Source organism: Tolypothrix bouteillei VB521301, from assembly GCF_000760695.4.
GTDB classification, from domain to species: domain Bacteria; phylum Cyanobacteriota; class Cyanobacteriia; order Cyanobacteriales; family Nostocaceae; genus Scytonema; species Scytonema bouteillei_A.
This window is the reverse complement of the sequence record NZ_JHEG04000001.1, coordinates 2,363,205-2,383,427: the sequence shown is the minus strand read 5'-3', so window position 1 is coordinate 2,383,427 and position 20,223 is coordinate 2,363,205. Positions and strand designations below refer to the sequence as shown.

The 20,223-nt window shown below is 41.5% G+C and carries 10 protein-coding genes; 3 read left to right on the top strand and 7 right to left on the bottom strand.

What is annotated here, in order from left to right; genetic code table 11:
* Positions 1–2: 2 nt before the first annotated feature.
* Positions 3–2,420: a hybrid sensor histidine kinase/response regulator gene (locus HC643_RS09600; protein WP_038077174.1), complete on the top strand. Its 2,418-nt coding sequence runs from the start codon at positions 3–5 to the stop codon at positions 2,418–2,420.
* Positions 2,421–2,723: 303 nt separating this feature from the next.
* Here the strand turns inward: HC643_RS09600 and HC643_RS09595 are convergent, their stop codons facing one another.
* Positions 2,724–3,674, bottom strand: coding sequence for a cyclase family protein (locus HC643_RS09595; protein ID WP_038077173.1), 951 nt, complete (start codon positions 3,672–3,674; stop codon positions 2,724–2,726).
* Between the two features lie 101 nt (positions 3,675–3,775).
* Here HC643_RS09595 and HC643_RS09590 point away from each other — a divergent pair, with 101 nt between their 5' ends.
* Positions 3,776–3,973 carry a hypothetical protein gene (locus tag HC643_RS09590; RefSeq protein WP_050046181.1) on the top strand — a complete coding sequence of 66 codons (198 nt, stop codon included), beginning with the start codon at positions 3,776–3,778 and terminating at the stop codon, positions 3,971–3,973.
* A gap of 424 nt (positions 3,974–4,397) precedes the next feature.
* On the opposite strand, the gene HC643_RS09585 is transcribed toward HC643_RS09590, so the two are convergent.
* The 4 genes from HC643_RS09585 to HC643_RS09570 form a co-directional block, all read right to left on the bottom strand.
* Positions 4,398–5,528: a hybrid sensor histidine kinase/response regulator gene (locus HC643_RS09585; RefSeq protein WP_038077171.1), complete on the bottom strand. Its 1,131-nt coding sequence runs from the start codon at positions 5,526–5,528 to the stop codon at positions 4,398–4,400.
* Between the two features lie 110 nt (positions 5,529–5,638).
* Positions 5,639–9,322, bottom strand: coding sequence for a PAS domain S-box protein (locus HC643_RS09580; protein WP_050046182.1), 3,684 nt, complete (start codon positions 9,320–9,322; stop codon positions 5,639–5,641).
* Between the two features lie 9 nt (positions 9,323–9,331).
* Positions 9,332–9,817, bottom strand: coding sequence for a response regulator (locus HC643_RS09575; RefSeq protein WP_050046183.1), 486 nt, complete (start codon positions 9,815–9,817; stop codon positions 9,332–9,334).
* 9 nt (positions 9,818–9,826) lie between these two features.
* A complete protein-coding gene (locus HC643_RS09570) occupies positions 9,827–12,085 on the bottom strand; it encodes an ATP-binding protein (RefSeq protein ID WP_167844645.1) in 2,259 nt (752 codons plus the stop codon).
* Between the two features lie 314 nt (positions 12,086–12,399).
* Between HC643_RS09570 and HC643_RS09565 the strand changes: the two genes are divergently transcribed.
* Positions 12,400–12,966: a TIGR04376 family protein gene (locus HC643_RS09565; protein WP_038076598.1), complete on the top strand. Its 567-nt coding sequence runs from the start codon at positions 12,400–12,402 to the stop codon at positions 12,964–12,966.
* A 93-nt stretch (positions 12,967–13,059) separates the two neighbouring features.
* On the opposite strand, the gene HC643_RS09560 is transcribed toward HC643_RS09565, so the two are convergent.
* Positions 13,060–13,677 carry a Uma2 family endonuclease gene (locus HC643_RS09560; RefSeq protein ID WP_038076596.1) on the bottom strand — a complete coding sequence of 206 codons (618 nt, stop codon included), beginning with the start codon at positions 13,675–13,677 and terminating at the stop codon, positions 13,060–13,062.
* Positions 13,678–13,964: 287 nt separating this feature from the next.
* Complete coding sequence (locus HC643_RS09555; protein WP_038076589.1) at positions 13,965–20,006, bottom strand: translocation/assembly module TamB; 6,042 nt, start codon at positions 20,004–20,006, stop codon at positions 13,965–13,967.
* Positions 20,007–20,223 lie beyond the last annotated feature (217 nt).

The window sequence follows — 20,223 nt, the reverse complement described above, 5'->3', positions numbered from 1 at the left end:
CAATGAGTTTTAATAATACTGAAAAAGGTGTCATCTTGATTGTCGATGATACGCCTAATAATTTACAAATGTTGTTTGATTTTTTAGAAGATTCTGGTTTTAAAGTGGTGGTGGCGGAAGATGGCGAAAGTGCTCTTGAAATGGCAGAATATGCCCCTCCAGACCTGATTTTGTTAGATGTACTGATGCCGGGAATGGATGGTTTTGAAACTTGCCGTCGTTTGAAAAGCAATCAAAGCACTCAAGAGATTCCTATCATTTTCTTGACTGCAATCACCGATAAAGTAGATAAAGTTAAAGGATTGAAACTTGGGGCAGTAGATTACATCACCAAGCCTTTAGAGCATGAAGAAGTTTTAGCTCGTGTCAATATCCACATGCGCTTGCAAAACCTAACGAAAAGACTTACGGAGCAAAATCAACTTCTGGAAGTGGAGATTTTGGAGCGCAAGCGGATAGAGGCAGAACTCCGACGTCAAACAGATGAATTAACCGAGTGGAAAAACCGCTATGAAGCACTCATTCAGGCAAGCGGTCAGATACTCTACGACTGGAACCCTCATACTCATGAAGTCACTTATGGGGGCAACATAGAGCAGATATTAGGCTATACCTTAGATGAGATATCAGGAGATTTGAACGACTGGCAAGATCTCGTTCATCCCGAAGATAAAAACTTATTCGAGCGAGAAATTAATCACGTTGTATCTACAAAAAAGCCTTTATATCTGGTATTTCGCGTCCGTCGTAAAGATGGCACTTACATCACAGTTGAGGATAAAGGGTACTTTGTTTTAGACAGTGCGGGCAATATTGCTCGTATGGTTGGCTTTATTGTTGATATTACCGAGCGCAAACAAGCAGAAGAAGAGCGCGAGCAAGCAGAACAGAAAATCCACGAACAAGCAAAGCTGCTTGATATTACGACAGATGCGATTCTCGTGCGAAACTTAGATAACCAAATCCAATTGTTAGACAACCCAATTCGATTTTGGAACAAAGGAGCTGAACGTTTGTACGGATGGAAAGCAACAGAAGCGATCGGTAAAAACGCTAACGAGCTCATATACAAACACAAAACCATGAATCAACTTCAAGATATTCAAACAAGTTTGGCTGAGTGTGGTTCGTGGCAAGGTGAGTTATATCAACTGACCAAGGAAGGTAAGGAAATAATTGTTGCGAGCCGTTGGACTTTAGTCCGCAACGAATATGGGCAACCAATATCTATTCTGACAGTAAACACTGACATGACCGAGAAAAAACAACTTGAAGCACAGTTTCTCCGAGTTCAGCGTCTAGAGAGTATCGGTACTTTGGCAAGCGGTATTGCTCATGACCTCAACAATACTTTCACACCAATGCTACTGAGCGTTCAACTTTTAGAAAGAAAACTTTTGGATGAACACTCTCAGCAGTGGCTTTCGATTGTTAAAACAAATATCAAACGTGGGGCAAATTTAGTCAAACAAGTCCTGTCATTTGCACGCGGTATTGACGGTGAGCGTACATCCTTACAAATAGAGCCGATCGTTTCAGAAATTGAGCATATTATTAAACAGACATTTCCCAAAAGCATTGAAGTTCGCACCAATGCAACAGCACAAAACCTTTGGGCGATCGCAAGCAATGCAACTCAATTGCACCAAGTCTTAATGAATCTTTGCATTAATGCTCGTGATGCTATGCCTAATGGTGGTATTCTCGAAATTTCTGCCAAAAATATTTGGATTGATGGTCGTTATGCCCGAATGAATATTGAGGCTAAGGAGGGTTTATACGTTGTCATTACAGTATCCGATACAGGATGTGGAATGGAAAGGGAAATTCTTGAGCGAATTTTTGAACCATTTTTTACAACAAAAGAAGTAGGCAAAGGTACGGGTCTTGGTCTTTCAACTGTTATGGGTATTGTGAAAAGTCACGGCGGTTTTATTAACGTTTTTAGTGAGGTTGGAAAGGGAACCGAATTTCAAGTGTACTTGCCTGCAATGTTAACTAATCAAACAGATGTTTGTGTCACCCCTCATGATGAATTTTCGGTTGCGTTTGGACAGTTGATCCTCTTAGTTGATGATGAAGATGCCATTTGTGAGGTGACTAAAACTGTACTGGAAAGCTATGGATATCAGGTTTTAATTGCCAAGGATGGGATTGAAGCACTGACACTATATACGCAACATCAGCAAGAAATTAGTGTTGTGTTAATTGATATGATGATGCCATCTATGGATGGTTCAACTACGATTGGAGTGTTAAAAAAAATTAATCCACAGGTTAAAATTATCGGTGTCAGCGGGTTGGTTTGGTTTTCTCAGATGGCTCAAATCTTTGGTAACAGCATCACAACGTTTTTATCAAAGCCTTACACGTCAGATGAATTGTTGAAAAAGTTACAGTTTGTTCTCAAAACTCACTAGTACATAAAGGCAGAAGTCTGGAGGCAGTCGAGATGAAAAAATTTCATTGCCAACCATGAAACAGCTATCTTTACACAGCTGCCATCTGCCTTTTTCAAGGCATATCATGTCCGGTTAAAGACTTATCACTAAGGCAGATGGGGCGACAGGGAGATAGGGGGCTGGTTTTTCCGTGTTTGCACAGATCGTTCGATAGTAAGAATAACACCGTGCAAGCCCTCAATTTTGACTATTGCCCCGCGCATAATTGTTTAAAAATCCGATACGGTTCTCCCTGTATCACGACAATGACCGCGACTTAACTTATGACCGAGTCGGTTTGAGAACGCCATTAACATCGCGCTGAAGCCGATAGGGTTGTTTTGGCAAAGGAGCGCCAGGAGCTTCAGCGATCGATACACCATAAGACCAGTTAGATGGACAAATAGCAATATAACGAGCAAATCCCCCCGTACCTCCCTCTGGTTTGGCAAAACCGATAGCAACCAGAGCACCAGTTTCCGGTACGCGATCGAGATTGGCAACTCCTTCGGCTTGAGTATAGTGATTGCGTAGCAACCAAGCTTCCCCTTCTAAAGTTGGTGTTGTGTCCGTATCTAAAGGTTCGTGACCGTGAAATAAAATTTTGCGCTTTAAGTGCAAAAATTTGAGAGCATCCAAAGTGATTCCAGGAAAGGGCTTTTGATTGAATCGTGCAACATCAGACCACTTTTTATACCAGTCGGAACGAATCATCACCACTGAACCTTCTGGGATGGTGCCGTGTTTTTTTTCCCAAGCAAGAATATCCCCAACAGTTGCATGATAACCCGGTTCTACTTCCACTTTTTTATGGATATCAATGACAACCAACGGTCTAACGGCATAGGTAGGGGGGAGATCGCTGATAGTTGCACCGTACTCGTTCCAGTGAGCAGGGGGGTCAAGTTGCGTTCCATATTGGTCAGTAGGAAATTCGTATGCAGTCGCAATAAACCCATGCGTTTTATAAGTATACTCTTGTCCCGTTTGAATGTAGTTTGGTATGTCTGTTCCAGCTACAGTTGGTTTAAACTGAGCTTTCTTAAAGCCAGACCATACAGGGATAGTTGGATTAAATGCATGAGTGAGATCGACATATTTCGCAGTCTTTAAGGTATTGTTATAGATGTTCCAAAGCGTTGGTGTTTGAGATTTAGCTTGATGAATTGGAACAGATATTAAAGACACAAGGACAGCAACGATAGCAAAAATAGTTACAAATGTTTTTTTCATCGTCTTTTTATTGTTTTCACATAACCAACATTATGTAACAATCGTTTAATGAAATGATATAATATGGGAATTGTTCGCAAAGAATCTCTATCAAGTCAACGTTGTACGCTGTTGCTTATCGGGTGGTAGAACGTTCTGAACAACCGAGTTTGGATATTTGGTACGAAAGTTTTAACAGCGGTGATTTACTGCCAACCTTACCGCTTTGGTTAAGTGGGTGGTTTTGCTTACTTGTTGATTTAAATACAACTTACGATCGCACTTGTTGCAAACAAAGAATTCTCTTCAATCGAGTATGAAAGTTTCTAAAATACAGCAGATTTCAACTTGGTGAGGTACAAAAATTACCCCCCTCTGTCCCCCCTTACTAAGGGGGGATGAAAGGGGGGTGTACCTCATTCAGATGCAAAGCGCTGTATTTAGAAATTACAATATTTTTTCAGTTAACAAAACGCTCAATTTTCTTTATAAAAGTTAGCAGTTTTTCATACTTTAATTAAATAAAATGAGTCTTGTATTAAGAGGTAGCTCTTGTAGGGTGTGAATCCTACTTGCTCGTGTCATGCAAATAAAAGCAAGTTTTTAAAGAAATTTAAATTTTGTTATATTATTCCAATTTGAAAAAAGAATGCGACAGATAGTTGGTTACCCTCAAGACCGGGCAAAGCTTTCTCAATCCAAAATCTAAAATCCATGCTTGGTATTAAGCGTGCGTAGTTCAGCTTATTCGCGATCTTTGTCCTTAACGGGTAGCTTAACGACAAAAGTCGTACCCTGACCGACAATACTTTTAAAATTAATTGAACCTTCGTGCATATCCACACACTGCTTCACAATTGCCAATCCCAATCCCGTACCGGGAATTTTACCTACATTAAGAGCTCGTTGGAATGGTTCAAATAGGTTTGCATGCGCTTCTGGTGGAATTCCAATTCCTTCGTCCCGTACCTCAAAACAAATATTATCGTCTTCCCAGTACAAAATGAGCGATACTTCACCACCTTGTGGGGAGTATTTAATAGCGTTGGAAAGCAGATTATTCAGTAAGTGCCAGAGGAGTTTTTCATCAAGATAAGCAGTTCTTTGGTTACCTGTGACTAAAAACTTTATGGTATACTCGTTTCCTACTGTCATTTGCAAAGCTTCTACTTGTTCCCTGCAAAAGGAAATCAAATCCATAGGAACGGGTTCGTAGTGAATTTTTCCTGTTTCAGCTTGCCCTAATGTTAATATATCTTCTAACAAATACATTAAGTCTTCTGTAGCAGATTGAATGCGATTGAGTTGGTTTTCTTTGCTTTCTTGCGTCATTTTGTCGCCATAGTGTTTGAGTATTTCTGCACCAAGCCTAATTGTTGTTAGGGGATTGCGAAACTCATGGGCTGCCATATAAAGGTACTGAGATTTCTGTTGGGATTGAGACTGAGCAACGTGCTTATCTGTTTGAGCAGTAGACAATGCCTTTTGTACCTCAAATTCTGCTTGATGACGGGATATAGCAATCTCGATAGTCGTAGATAATATTCTTTCATCAAAGGGTTTTAAAATATAGCCAAAGGGTTGGGTGGCTTTCACTCTTTCTAAAGTAGCTCGATCTGCATTGGCAGTTAGATAGACAACAGGTACGTTAAAACGGGATTGGATTTGTTCGGAAGCTTCTACTCCATCGATTTCTCCAGCCAGTCGAATATCCATTAATACTAAATCGGGTTGCAGTGATTCGACCATTACAATAGCTTCTTCTCCTGTTGCAACCATAGTCGGTACAATATATCCCAAATACTCTAGTGTTTCTCTAAGATCGTCAGCAACAAGTTGTTCATCTTCAACAATTAGGATTTTGATAGAATTCATAGATTTTAGGGTTAGTGGTTAGTTGTTGGTTATTAGTGGTTAGCTGTTGGTTGTGAGTTGTTGGTTGTTAGTATAAATTACTAACAACCAACAACTAACTACCAATCAAATTAAGTTTTTAATATTGGAGAAAAAGTGATATGGAAAGCAGTGCCATTATTGCGCTCTAGAGTGAGAGTACCCTTGAGTTGCCTTGTTAAGTTATGCACGATCCTTAAACCTAAAGAATTGGTGTTACTCCAATCTAAGGACTCTGGAATACCAATACCACTATCACTAACTGTTAATGTAATGGTATTGTCTGTAGCAGATACCAAACAAATGGCAATTTCGCCACGTCTTCCTTTGGGAAAAGCATATTTGAGAGAGTTGGAAACCAGCTCGTTAATGAGTAGACCGCAAGGTATAGCAGTATCAAGGTTGAGCTTAATACCACCAGTTTCTATTGTGACTGCGATCGCTTTTTGACTGATACCATAGCATCGGAATAGGTTGTCTGTTAAACTCCGAATGTATTCCCCAAAATCAATTTGTGAAATTTCTGGTGATTGGTAAAGATGTTCGTGAATGAGTGCCATGGATTGCACTCGATTTTGGGATTCTTGGAATAACATCATGGTGGATTCATCCCGAGCGCGTCTCGATTGCATTCGCAGCAAGCTAGAAATAATTTGCAAATTATTTTTAACTCGGTGGTGAATTTCTTTTAACAAAGTTTCTTTTTCTTCTAGCGAATGTTCTAGTTGATCTACTGCTTGCTTGCGATCGCTAATATCTGTCACTCGTACTAAATTTCTCACAGTCCCCGCAATGCTGATTTGCTTAACAGCTAAATTTCCCCAAAATGAGTTGTTTTTAAGAGTTTTATATTCAATTTCTCGACTCCAAAATCCTTTTGTTTTAACTTCTTCTGTTAATTTTTCTAATTCTTCAAATGTCAGTGGATAGTGTTGTAATGTCCGGTCATTATCGTTAATCAGTTCTTCTTTACTAGATGCTTCAAACAAATTAATAGCACGACGATTGCAATCAATGATTCGGCGCGTATCCTCATCCACAAGAAAAATAGCATCAGCCGATTCATTGAAGATGGCTTCTCGGAGATCGCGACTGCGAAGAAGTTCTAACTCTGCTTGTTTGCGTTCTCTTAGGGCGGCTTGTCGCTCGCTAATATCTTGGCAAATACCTATACCACCAATAATATTTCCCTGTATATCCCTAACTACAGCAGTCGAAAGGCCGATATCAATTAACGATCCATCTTTTCGTTGACGCTGAGTTTCGATTTGGGTTAATCCCTGACCTGCAAAAGTTTGGCTTGCCAATTCACCAAATTTTTCCCGTTCCTTATCGGGTACAATTGGTAAAGACTTGCCAATGACTTCTTGTGCCTCCCAACCAAACAAACGCTCGCTCATGGGATTCCAAAGAACAATTTTGCCATGAATATCAACAAAATCAATCCCGACTGGCGCTGACTGAATAATTGCTTGCAATAAAGCATTGGTTTCTCGCATTTCCATCTCAGTTTGTTTGAGCAACGTGATGTCACGACTCATTAACAACACAGAAGATAAATCTCCATGAGAATTTCGCTCAGGCACCATTCGAGCTTGGTAGTGCTTCAAACCATTTAAACCATCAAGGCTAAACTCAATAAAATGCTCTTGGCCGGTTTCAAAAACTTGCTTGACTCCAAATTCTATCTGAGTGACTGTCTCCTCGGGAAATCCAAGTTCTTTAGTCGTTTTTCCAATAAATGCTTGCCTGAGCAAACCTGATGCTGCTTCTACAGCAGGATTGATATATAAATAACGGTAATTATGCTCAATTCGAGCTATAATATCAGGGGCATTTTCAAGCAAAGCCAAAAATTCCTGTTGGCGACGTTGGAGCTCTGTTTCCGTTCGTTTGCGTTCGGTAATGTCTTCGGCAAGACCGACGATACGTTGAATTGCACCTGCTGAATCTCGAACCTTGAAGCTTTGAGTGCGAATCCAACGAGTCTCTCCATCATCTCGAATAATACGATATTCTTGCTTAAATCCTTCAATATACTTATGCTCATCAAACGATTGCATAACTGTGTCTTTGTCTTCAGGATGGACAAGATTTAACCAAGACAAAGAGTTTTCATACATACTTGAGCAAGATCTGCCCCAAATTTCTTCATATGCTGGGCTAATATAAATTGTTTCGCTCAGATCGTGGTTATATATGAAGAAAACTTCGCCAATATTCTCGGCTAGTTGGCGAAACTTCTCTTCACTTCGCCGCAATTCATCTTCTACCCTTTGGCGTTCAGCTATTTCGCTTCTAAGGTTTATATTGGCTTGTGCTAAGTCATTGGTCCGTTGATGAACTCTTGCTTCTAATTCTTCATTGAGATCGCACAAAGCTTCCTCTGCTTGCTTGCGTTCTGTAATATCTCGCCCTTCAGGAAGTAACAAAACGACTTCTCCCATCTCGTTAAATATGGGTTTGATGGAAAAATCTATAGTCCTTTCAATACCTTGTGCATTGGGTAATGTCACTTCATATCGCACAAAATTGCCAACAGATGCTAGAGCGATCGCTCTTTGCAAACCTTTATAAACGCTAGGTAATGTCTTATTGCAAGATAATTCCCAAAAAGGTTGCCCTTTGAGATCCTCACGTTTAGCACCAAAAAATTCCAAAGATGCTTGGTTGAGTTCTAAGATTGCTCCTTTTGGAGTTAACAACCCAATCAATTGAAAAGTTTGTTCAAAAATTGCACGGAATTTCCGCTCGCTTTGCTGTAATTCTGCGGTTCGTTCTAGGACTTTAGCTTCTAGTTTTGCGTTGAGGCTTTGCAAGTTTTCGTAAAGTTCTGCCTGTTGAATTGCGATCGCTAACTGTACTGAGAGCTGCTCTAGCAAATCCATTTCCGATTGTTGCCATTGACGGGGATTTCCGCACTGATGGGCGATGAGCAAACCCCAAACGGGAGGTTCATTTCTGAGCAAACATCGATCGGCTTCTACAAGTTGAGTCCCTGAAAAAATTGGGACATAGAGATTGGCTCGAACTTGATAGTGTTCTAAAAGTTCTACATGACAATCAGATAATGCAGCTTGGCGTGTATCGTTAACTGCACCAGAATGACTGCGGTGATAACTTCCTCTTACACCCTGAAAACAACTATCTTCAACCCTGACATTCAAGCAACTTTTCCAACCAGTTACAACGGATTCTGCTACGATAGTGCCGCTCTTGTCGGGATGAAACTGGTAAACTATCACTCGGTCTGCTTTCAGAAAATCGCGAATTTCTTCTACTGCGGTATTGAGAACTATTTCCAAACTCAAGGATAAACGAATGCGGAGAGCAATTGCAGCAATCAATCGTTGCTGTTCTTGCTGTAAGTCCACTTGCTGCATGAGACGCACCCGTTCCATGACAGTATAGCTAGCACGGTAGAAAGTATCATCAGTGAGTTTTCCCTTAACTAGATAATCCTGTGCGCCACTTTTCATCGCCTGCACGGCAATGCTTTCATCACCTTGCCCTGTTAACATAATGACAGGCAAATAATTTCTATCAGTGGAAAGTTTTAATTCCTCAAGAAATTCCACCCCAGTTGCATCCGGTAGCATAAAGTCTACTAATATCAGATCGGGAATCCAAGACTTACAAATCTCAATTGCTTCCGCTGCTGATTCAAATTCCACAATTTTACACGTATAGCGTTTGTCGCGCTCTAGGAAGCGACGGTAAACTATGCGGTCTTCTTCACAATCGTCAATGATAAAAATGGTGCGTTGGCTATCCATATGTCATGTTTATTGCTGTATGGTATTGGGAAGAACAACGGTATCAAACCAGTAGTCCAAAAAATTCCGAATAGTTTTTCTCAAAGCTTCCACACCAATTGGTTTAAGCATATAGCAATTCACACCGTACTGATAGCAAGCTTCAATATCTTTGGGGCTAGAAGACGTAGTCAGTGCAATCACGGGAATACTTTTGAGCAAACGATCCTGTTTGATTTGTGCGATCGCTTCTCGTCCATCTGTTCCCGGTAAATTTAGATCTATCAAGATAAGTGCAGGACGGGGCGATAGAGTGGAATTGGCATACTCTCCTTGGCGGTACAGATAATCTAATGCATCATCACCATCACAAGTGCGATATACCGAGCAGACACAAGAAGCTTCTCGAAGCGCACGGGTGAATGCTGTAAAGTCCTCATCGCTATCTTCGACCACCAAAATGACGTAGTTATGGTAGGAGGTATTGAGAGATAATTGAGCAAATGATTTTTCCATAATTTCTGTTCACTTTGGCAACGTAAAGTAGAAAGTACTGCCTTGACTTTCAGCAGACTCAACCCAGATCTTTCCATTGTGTCGTTCGATGATTTTCTTAACAATAGTTAACCCTGCCCCTGTTCCCCCGCCATACTTACCGGGAGCATGCAATCGTTTGAAAATCCGAAAGATAGTTTCTAGATGTTTTTCACGAATGCCAATGCCATTATCCTTTACATAAAATGTCCATACGGGGAAGGTTTGTTCGTTAACCGAATCTAAATGCCCAATCTCTACCCATTTTTCAGGGCTTTCATTATATTTAAAGCCATTCCCAATCAAATTGATTAAGACTTCTTCCAGTAAAATGCGATCGCCCTTAATGACAGGCAAAGGTTTGGGAATTCGGATATTAATATTACTATTCCCCAAACTCATGCAAAATATTTCATTGACATTTTGTACCAATTCATTAAAGTCAATTAACTCCACGTTCAATTCTTGTCGTCCCAAACGGGAAAAGTGGAGTAGAGCATTAATCAAATCCTCCATCCGCTTTGTTAACCGCACCAACGTTTCTAATTTTGAGACACCAGGTTCATCTAAAATCTTGGCATAGTCTTCTAGTAAAAAGGTGGAGTAATTGTGAATACCTCGCAAAGGTTCTTTAAGATCGTGAGAAGCAATGTAGGAAAAAGCATCTAACTCATGATTGCTGCGTTCTAACTCCAAGTTAATTGCTGCCAATTCATCAGCTTTACGAAGTACAATCCCTACAATTGCACTTCTCAACTCAATTGCTCCATCAATGTCATAAGATTGCCAAGGTAAAGATGTTCCGTTGACCTGTTCCTGCCACAACTCAAAGGACTTACGCGGGCACAGAGTTATACTGCCATCAGGTGCTATTGTATTCACTGGTTGGGGATTTCCTGCCCAATTCACATATTGCAATCTTTCCGGGCGGAACCACAAAACATAATGATTGCGAATCCTAGCTATAGAAAGAGCTAACAATCCACTAGCTACCTCTTTAAAGTCTATTGCCTTTGGATAAAACTTGGATAAGGAATCAGTCACAAAAAGGTAATTCTGAAACTTGTCATCCAACCAAGAAATCAGCTCGTGAATAGCTGCTTCACTTGGAGTTTTACCAACAAGCGTCAAATGACCATCTGTACAGACTACAGCCCCTTCAGCATTAACAAGCTGTAGCAAACTAGCTCTGTCTTGGAATAGAGCCTCAGCAAAATCTTGTGATTGAGCCACTGTATCGATAAACTTAGTTTGGGCGAACTTTAACTGCAATTTGTATTCTAAATTTTCATTTTCTTCTTTAGAAGCGAGTTCTAAAGACATGACCTTTCCCAAAAACTCGCAAGCTGTTCTAATTTCATAGGAGACAAATCGCGGCGTTTGATGGTGACATGCGATTAAACCCCATAATTTCCCATCTTTTACAAGTGAAATTGACATGCTCGCCCCAACCCCCATATTTTTCAAATACTGGATATGGCAGGTGGAAACGCTTCTCAACACGCTATAGGTTAAATCGAGGTCGAGAGAATTTTGAATTTTGGAGACAATAGTTACAGGTTGGTAGTTGACATCTGCAATGAGCCGCAGGGGATTAAGGGTATACAAATATCTTGCATGGGAAGGTATATCAAGATCTGGGTATCGCAAGCCGAGGTATGATTCTATCTGTTCCGATTTATCTTCAGCAATCACTTCTCCACAACTGTTCTCATCAAACCGATAAACCATAACTCGGTCAAAACCTGTCATTCTCCTGATTTCTTTAACAATCACAGCGCTCAGCTCGCTCAGGTTTGAAACTTGTTGCATCTGAGTCAGTGCGTTTCGTGTCAGAGAGTAAAAATTAGAGAACCCAGTGCTCCCTTCACAACTACAGGGTTCTAACTCTAGAATCAAATAGTTTTGTGGCGAGCGATGAATAACTCCATTAAACAAGCAGGTCTTCCCATGACTGAAAACAGAAAGTTTCAAAGGATTAATATTTTCAAAGTTCTCTTGAAGACATCCTTCAATTGCAGCTATTTGTTCTTGTTTTACAAGTATGGATAAATACTGTCCTAAATACTCTTCTGCTGGCAATCCTAGCAATTTTTCCGTATTATTACTAATGTGCAGAATTTCCAAATCTGGTTCTTGTAAAACAAGCAGAATACCGTGAGGCTGAATGGAGCCAGGAATGTGAATAGCTTCGCGATCGCAGTTTGTTATATCTACTTCTTGTGTATTGGCAAAATTTTTTATATTCATATTCTCATATCTTAAGTTACATTGAAACATCAGGGGTTGGAAATTACAGAGTGAATTCTTCAAAATTAAGATTTTGAAAATATGAGAACCATAAGTCAGCAATGCTAGTGGAATTACTGTGATGTAGAGTATTTATTAATACAATATAATGATATTAATAAATCTTAGTAATCTAGAATTGCAGTCTCTGAGGAGAATTGTCATCTACTTATAGAAGTATATTTTAACGCCATAGCAAGACGGATATAACCTGCTGTTCGTGCCGAACAATAATTACTACAATAGAGAAATAACTAACCTCTGGAGTTCTAGCAGTGGGCTTATTTGATGACCTAAGTAGGTTTCTAGAAAACCGTTTAGAAGAATTCTTGCGTAACAATCCGCATTTGGAGTTAGAAGCGCTACTCGAGCAACTGCGGCAGCAAGAGGAAGATACGTTAAAATTAATTGCAGATTTGCAATTGCAAGAAAAGCGATCGCAAGACGATGTGTTGTCCACTGCTCAAGAAATTCAAAAGTGGCATATTCGGGTAGAAAAGGCAAAAACTGCCAACAGACAAGATTTGATAGCTGCAGCACAACAACGAGAAGCCGCCTTACTGCGTGAGGGAAACCAGCTTTGGGGACAAATGCAAGGGGTAAAGGAACGGATTAACCAAGCCAAGGAACTACTGAGAAAAATTCAGCAGAGAAGACAGGAAGTGCAAGCCAAAGCCAGAGAAGCACAAACAGCACGCGCTCAAAGCCAGCAGAGGTTGGAAACCGCAGGTTGGAATTCTACTAGCAGTTATTCCAGTGGTTATGACGATCTAGAAGAAAAATTCCGCCGTTGGGAAACCCAAGACGAACTCGAACAGATGAAACGGAATATGGGAAAGTAACGAGTATGAAGGGTAAAGGATGAAGACTTTCATCACGCTAAGCGTGTAAGTGTTCATCCGAACATGATATTATTTGCGAGCAAGTCTTTTCTTTTATTGACCAGCTTGAAAAATTTGTTCGGCAGTTAAATTTAACTCGGGAAAAGTTGGAGATACAATTTTATCGCTACCTCGAAACAAAGTCACTTGATATTCCCCATCAATCAATTGATAAAGTGAAAAAGTCGATTGTTTGGGATTCCCAATAAACTTCCTAGCGCCCAATGCTGCATAGTCCACAACCCAATATTCACGAATACCCATTTCCTCATAATCAGCCAGTTTTATATAGTAATCATCACGCCAATTCGTACTAACAACCTCGACCACTAAAGGAATGGATGCACCAAAAATAACAGTAGAAGATTTTTCCCAAAGAGGTTCTGAAGCTAAAGCAGCGTCATTAAGTATTAATATATCTGGAAAATAACCTGATTCCTTGTTAGGTGGTTTGACGATTGCTTGATTGGGGATAAAGTAGGGGAGATTCAATCGGTCAAACTCCACAGATAGCTTTCTAACCAAAAAACCTTTTACTTTTTCATGTTTGCCTGCAGGCTGCGACATTTCAACAATTTCTCCATTATGTAGTTCGTATCGTATTCCTAAGTTTTTTGGATACCAGGCAATAAACTCATCAAAAGTAACTATTTTTGTTAAGGCTTGTGTCATAACGTCTTCATTGTGTGGCGGTTACTGCCGACCCTACAGTACTTTTATCAAGAAAGGCAGAGGGCAGCTTTGCAGGAGGCATTCGAGAATACTGGCTCCGCTCTCTGCGAGTGACCAAAGGGAACAAGGGTTTAAGACCCCGACTGAACTCCGTTCAGTCGCTACCATTTAGGAGGGGTCTGAATCCCCTTCTAAATGCATTGGTGAACCTTCTGCCCTCTGCCTTCGTACTTCTGCCTTCTTCAATAATTATATGTGCCGTATTTCATCCTTGATGCTTTATCCTTTTAAAACCGTTTTTGATACTCAACGACAGCGCGATTGTCATCAGAAAAATTAGTTGTACCACGGAGACGAATTGAGTCGTTCAGTCGGTAGTTGACACCCCACTGTACGGGGTCGCCAGTTGTTAAAATCTTTAGCCCGGAAACAGAGATTCTGCGGGTAATATCGATTCCAGCTTCTGCTGCTAGCTCCAAACTAGAACTGTTACGACCTGCTTCTGGATTATCCGAAAGAATTGTTGGGAATACACGCAGTTCGCTTAACCCCAGTGCGGTTCCCAACTGGTTTAGAGGTCCCTGTAAATTATTCAACACGGCTGAACCTGCTATATTAATCAGCCCTAATGTACTATCACCGCCACGTCCTTGAGTATCGATAAATCCACCACCCAATAGAGCAACGATTTCTGTTTGACTGCGTGCGGGAGAACTTACCAATTCAAGATTTTTATCAAGTTGGCTCGCAGGTCCTTCTACCCTAGCTTCAACACGCACTGTCTCTAAAGACGCTAATCCTGTAATATTTGCTTTATTTAAATCGGTACCTTGAGTCGTATCCAACACTTTGGCAAACAACTGAATATCTAAATCCGGGTCCCTTGGCTGATTCTCTCTAAAGATAGCCTTATGAGAGTAACCACGCACGAGATTAAATCTTGTTGTAAATAAATTGACACTTCCTTCTTTGAGTGTAATTGTTCCTTCCGGAACTGGCTGACTCAACAGACCATTGACATTGAGGCTACCAGTCGCCCGAAAACTAAGAATCGGTTGGCGAGTAATTTTGACATTTTTACCAAGTGTTATCTGTAGATTGTTCAGTCTGGTTTCATTACTTTCAACGGTAGGAGTTGTTTGCTTGTTTTGTTTGAGCCGCATATCGCTGACACTACCGATCCCACTACCCGTCCCAGGAGTTGTTGTACCCTCAGCTGCTTCTGCTAGCAATACCTCACCGTTATCTAATGCCATTTGACCGCTAATGACAGGGCTAAGAGCAGATCCTGCAATCTCTAGCTTACCGTCCACTCCTCCTTGATACAGCCCTTTCAAATTGACTGCTAATTGTTGCAAACTCACAGTCAGAGGGTTTTCCAGTTTTTCTTTGCTGGAAATGGGAATCTGCCCTTTGGCTTCGATCGCACCTTTATTATTGTATTGACCTTGAAGATTCTCCACAATAACGCGGTCAAAATCAAAATTTACCTTTCCGATAACATCTGTAATCTTTCCTGGTAGCGATTGGGATGTAAAAATCCCTTGACTAATTTTCGCAATTCCATTGAGAGTTGGTTTCTGTAAGTTTCCCCGCACTTTTAGGTCAATTTCTCCCTCACCGCTTTCATAGGCAACTTGGTTATTTAACAAGTTTAAGATTGCCAATCCTTCATTTTTTACCTTCACATCTAAACTAATTGTATTGCTATTTGGTGCTGTGGTTGCAAAAGGTAATTTGTAAGGGATGCTACCACTAATATTCACCGGCTCATCACCCGAAACCCCCACAACGCTGCCAAAATCCAAGCGACCGTTGTTATAGCTAAAGCTTGCATTCGCTGAATCAACACCTTTTTGATTGAGAGTTCCTTCTCGGATTTCTAATTCCCCTTTGGCTTGTGGATTGTTAATGCTACCTGCTAAAGCGGCTGTTGCGTTAAGATTACCCGTTAAACCAACTGGTAATTTCACAAAATTATTTAAAACTTGTATCGGGAAATTTGTGACACGCAATTGACCGGACTGTTCTTTTCCACCAATATTGCCTGTAAAAGCAATCAGCCTGTTTTCCGATTCTAGCCGTAAAGGTAGAAGTGTCAAAACTCCATTTTCAAATTTCCCTTGAGCAACGATCTGCTCGGCTTTATAGTAACGATTGGGTTCGTTTCCTCTTCCCCAAGCAAAGTTTTGACCGTTTAAATTAAAGTTTGCATTTAACCCGGTTGCAGTTGCTGTATCTACGCTCACTTCACCGCTAAAAGTTCCACTTAAATCTGCTAAGTCTGGGATAGGAGAAGCATCGCGCCGTTGTTGCTGCTGCTGCGAGAGCAAATAATCAATTTCAGCCAAGCGCTGCATTTGCGTAATTAATGGCTTGTCGGGTAAACCCACTGGCTTGATGCTGGCTAAATCTGCTGCTTTACCATAAGTTGGTTCTGCCATACCGCGTTGGACATCTTGTAATTCGTATAACTGCAGTACAGCCAGAACATCCTGAATTTCACCTTTTGTGACGTTTAGCTTACCTTGTATTTGCGGACCTTTGGCAGTTTGGGCAAAAGTACCTGCTAGAGCATAACGACTTGCACCTTTTGCAAATTCACTGTTTGTAATGGTTGCTTTGCCATTACTGTACCGAAATTGCGTGCTGAGCCGATCGCCTGCAATCCTTCCAAATTGCGGTTTTTCAATGGTAATATTCCCTAAAGTTGCAAATGTCTTTTGATTGAACTCAGCACTTCCCGTTAACAATCCAGCGATCGCACTCGTCCCAAGGCGAGCAGTCGCCGGAGGAGCTATATTTAATATTTGTAGGGGGAAGTTTTCCACCTTCATTGCCAAAACATCCCCTTTTGATTGACCGGAAGCCATAGCATTTTGCCACCGGACATCAAAGGTAGAGACGCTCCATGATGCATCTTTACCTACAGCACCTGCATTTAAAGCAATACGATCTCGTTTTCCTGCTACATTTAAATTAAAACCCTGTCCTCGTACCAGCTGAATATTTCCAGTTAACACAGATTCAAAAGCTATCTGATTGACTGCCAAATCTCGCAACCTCAATTGTCCTTGAATATCTGGAACTGGCAATTGACCTGAAATTCTTCCGCCAAAGTCAGCTTTACCTGCTAAAACTGCAGGATTGGGAAGAGATAAGGGTAACTTTTGCAGATTGACATTTTGGGCTTGGACATTAAGATTTAATCCCGTAATTTCCGGGACTCCGACTCGATTCGTTTTGGCAAAAATGTAACCATTGGCATTTAAATCGGCAGAAGTTGCTCTCTCAACTATGACTTGTTTTCCGTCCCAACCAATAGAAGCTGTCAGTGGTTGCTCGATAACAGAAATTCCTTGAGAAAACCTGACCTCTCCTACAGCACGGACGGATGCTATGTCAAAAGCCCCCACCCGACCTGCTACTTGCATCTTTGCACCAAACCGTCCGCGTAAATCTGGTGAAAACCGAGTTAAGTCTACACCTGATGCATCTACCACAGCTTGATAATTACCATTACCTACGCGGATATTAGAAGCTGCGATCGCACCACCTGCAACATTCAGTTTTGCTTGACCCGTGGCTCGAATGGCTTGCAATTGTGTAGGCTCTAGAGAACCAGCAACATTAAACTGACCCGTTAAGTTTCCGTAAAACTGCTGAGGCACTTGTGCCAATCGCTGCAAGAGTATATTCTGAGCTTGAAGTTGTACTTGATAGCGACCGTTAGCCACTTGAATATTTGAAGCTGTGACTGAGCCTCTACCAAAATTAACTCTTGCTTGACCGATCGCTTGGATAGCTTGCGGGCTAAATGACTCTATCCCACCCGCCACATTAAACAAACCAGTCAGCCTACCTTGAAACTGTGGAGGTAACTGCGGTACCAATCGCTGCAACGCCACATCATTTGCTTGGAGTTGTGCTCTATACCGACCGTTTGCAAGTTGAATATTATTTGCAATAACCGTGCCATCTGCTATCTTAACCCGTGCTTGACCGATCGCTTGAAGTGCTTGTGGTTGGAATGATTCTACAGACCCAGCAACATTAAATTGACCGGTTAATTTTCCACGATACTCCTTAGGGAGTTGTGCGACTTCCTGCAGTGCTATATCATTCGCCTGAAGTTGCATCTGATACACGCCGTTACCCACTTGGATATTGGAAGCCGTAACTGTACCGTTCCCAATCCCTATGCGTCCTTCCCCACTAGCACGGAAAGTTTTGAGGCTAAAATCACTTGTATTACCCGATACTTGTACTTTACCCGCCAACGGTCCGGTTAAAGCTGGGGGTATCTGAGTTTTTAACAAACGTCCCAATCTTATATCACTGGCAACGAGTTGTGCGGAAAAGCTTTGCTCGTTAAATTGGAGGTTGGAAACTGCAACTGTACCGCCAGCAATTTGAACTCTGGCATTTTCCGGACGAATTGTGGCAATCTGAAATGGTGCGGAGGTTCCCGACAGGATGAAACGACCATTAAATCGCGCATCGTTTAGAGAGACGTTTTGGATTTGCGCCGGATTGACAAAGCGTTGGACTTCAATTTGAGATGCGTCAGCAACGGCTTGCCATTGCTGTTCGTTCCAAGTTCCATATGCCCGTACTGTACCACCAGCAACACGAAGCGCAACATTGCGGAATGAAACAGTTTTATTCGGTGCGACGGTAACTTCACCCGTTGCGGGGTAGGTGGCTTGGGGTGCTTGCCATTGCACTGATGTTTGAATTGTCTCAGGAGTTCCTGTTAATTTGCCAACAGCCGCAACTTGACCGATTTGAATCGGGGGTTTTGTGCCGTAGAGTAATGCGATATCATCTCCTGAAATATTTTGTGCCTTAAAATTAAAGTTAAGTTGAGTAAGCTGGGGATTGGCATTGAGTTGAATTTTGCCATTCCCTGTAATGTCACCACCAACTGCAGCTTTCCCTTTAATATTTTTAAAAGTCATAACGGAAGCAACAGGAGAAAACTCAAACTGTGCGCCAACGCTATCAAAATCGACTTTGTCAATTCTGGCAGTTTTGATAGTGGCAACTTTACCCAAAAGGATGGGTTTCTCTGTTGTTCCCAGAACTTGTAAGTCAGCTTTTACTTCCCCAAGGGTAGGGAAGGGAAGTTGGATGTTAAGAGTTTCTCTGGCTAGGGCAATATTAACAGCATTGACACGTGCTGCTAACTGAAAGCCTGTTTCGGTATCAAGAAAACCACTAGCAATGAGGGGAATTTTGCCATAGTGAGTTCTCACATTATCTAAGTGAATTCGGCTACCATCAAATCGCAAGTTACCTTGAGAATTGATAAACGGTTGTGGCATCTTGGGAACCTGAAGCGTCACTCCTTGCGCGGTAGCCGTTCCATAAATCCAAGGGCTTTTTGGTTTTTCAGATTGTTGCTTGAGTAGCAGCTTGGGGATCTTTAAATCGGCTTGAACTCGACCGTTGAGTAAAAAGATGGGCAATTTAATCAAACGAGTGACTTCTGTGGCGTTTAAGTCCCCTTTCAAATGTAAGTTAGTTTCAAACGCCAATGTCTTCGGGTGAGTTTCTCCCTGAATGGATATGTTACCACCGGTCTTTGGCACACCATTGATATCATATTTTATCAGTTCGTTATTTTCTAAAAACTGAGCAGTTCCATTGAGTTGGGAAAATTCTACTGGCGATTGGGTATTGGTAACTGGGGTTTGGGGGGATGAAGGGGAGGGGGGAGAGGGAGATGAAAAGGTGGGAGTGTTGGAAATTGTTTCTGGGGGAGAGATTTGTGACAGATTCCCACCCCTCATAGGTGCTAGGACTAACCGAGCATTGCGAACCCGCAGTTTATCTAAATCGGTTTTAATTGGTCCTTCTTTACCTGGAGGTGCAATGGTGGCAGTAATCCAGTTCCCTTGTTCATCTTGTTCTATATAGATATCGGGATTGACTAGGGTAACATCTAGCTTGAGATGTCGGTTCAACAGTAACCCTAATGGGTCAAAACTGACTTCGACTGCTTCCACAGTCGCTTTGTCTCGATCTGTCGGTGTTGCAGGTAGTGCTGAAGCACCAAACTTTACTCCAGTGAGAGAAAATTCTTTGACATCTCCCAACTCTACGGGGCGGTTGAGCGTGGTCGTGAGGCTTGTTTCCGCCAGTGGTACTAGCTCTGTACGTATAAAATTCCACAATCGCCATGCGCCGCCTGCAAGTCCAATCAGCAGAAATCCACCCAAGGCAATGCCACCTCTACTCAAAACGAGCAACCAAGTAGCTTTTTTGACAGAGTTGTTAGAACGGGTGGGTTTTGAGGGATGTTCTGGATTACAAGCGTTCGTCATGTCGTTTCACTGTTGACTTACCGAATGTATCTGCTACAGCCAAAAATGACAATCAACTGGCAGAATCATGGCTATGCCTACTCAAGGATAACCGGCGATACCAAATACGGAACTAGCAATCCTACTTAACAATAAACAATAAAGTGATAACTTAACCGGAGTCTTCACTTTTTCTAGGTACGAACAGCAACGTTCTTGTTAAGTTCTTGCCAAATTG

What these genes read in the sequence shown, in the direction of transcription:
- HC643_RS09580 (WP_050046182.1), bottom strand. Translation starts at nt 9,322, where the DNA reads ATGGATAGCCAACGCACCATTTTTATCATTGACGATTGTGAAGAAGAC.
- HC643_RS09560 (WP_038076596.1), bottom strand. Translation starts at nt 13,677, where the DNA reads ATGACACAAGCCTTAACAAAAATAGTTACTTTTGATGAGTTTATTGCC.
- HC643_RS09595 (WP_038077173.1), bottom strand. Translation starts at nt 3,674, where the DNA reads ATGAAAAAAACATTTGTAACTATTTTTGCTATCGTTGCTGTCCTTGTG.
- HC643_RS09570 (WP_167844645.1), bottom strand. Translation starts at nt 12,085, where the DNA reads ATGAATATAAAAAATTTTGCCAATACACAAGAAGTAGATATAACAAAC.
- HC643_RS09585 (WP_038077171.1), bottom strand. Translation starts at nt 5,528, where the DNA reads ATGAATTCTATCAAAATCCTAATTGTTGAAGATGAACAACTTGTTGCT.
- HC643_RS09575 (WP_050046183.1), bottom strand. Translation starts at nt 9,817, where the DNA reads ATGGAAAAATCATTTGCTCAATTATCTCTCAATACCTCCTACCATAAC.
- HC643_RS09555 (WP_038076589.1), bottom strand. Translation starts at nt 20,006, where the DNA reads ATGACGAACGCTTGTAATCCAGAACATCCCTCAAAACCCACCCGTTCT.
- HC643_RS09600 (WP_038077174.1), top strand. Translation starts at nt 3, where the DNA reads ATGAGTTTTAATAATACTGAAAAAGGTGTCATCTTGATTGTCGATGAT.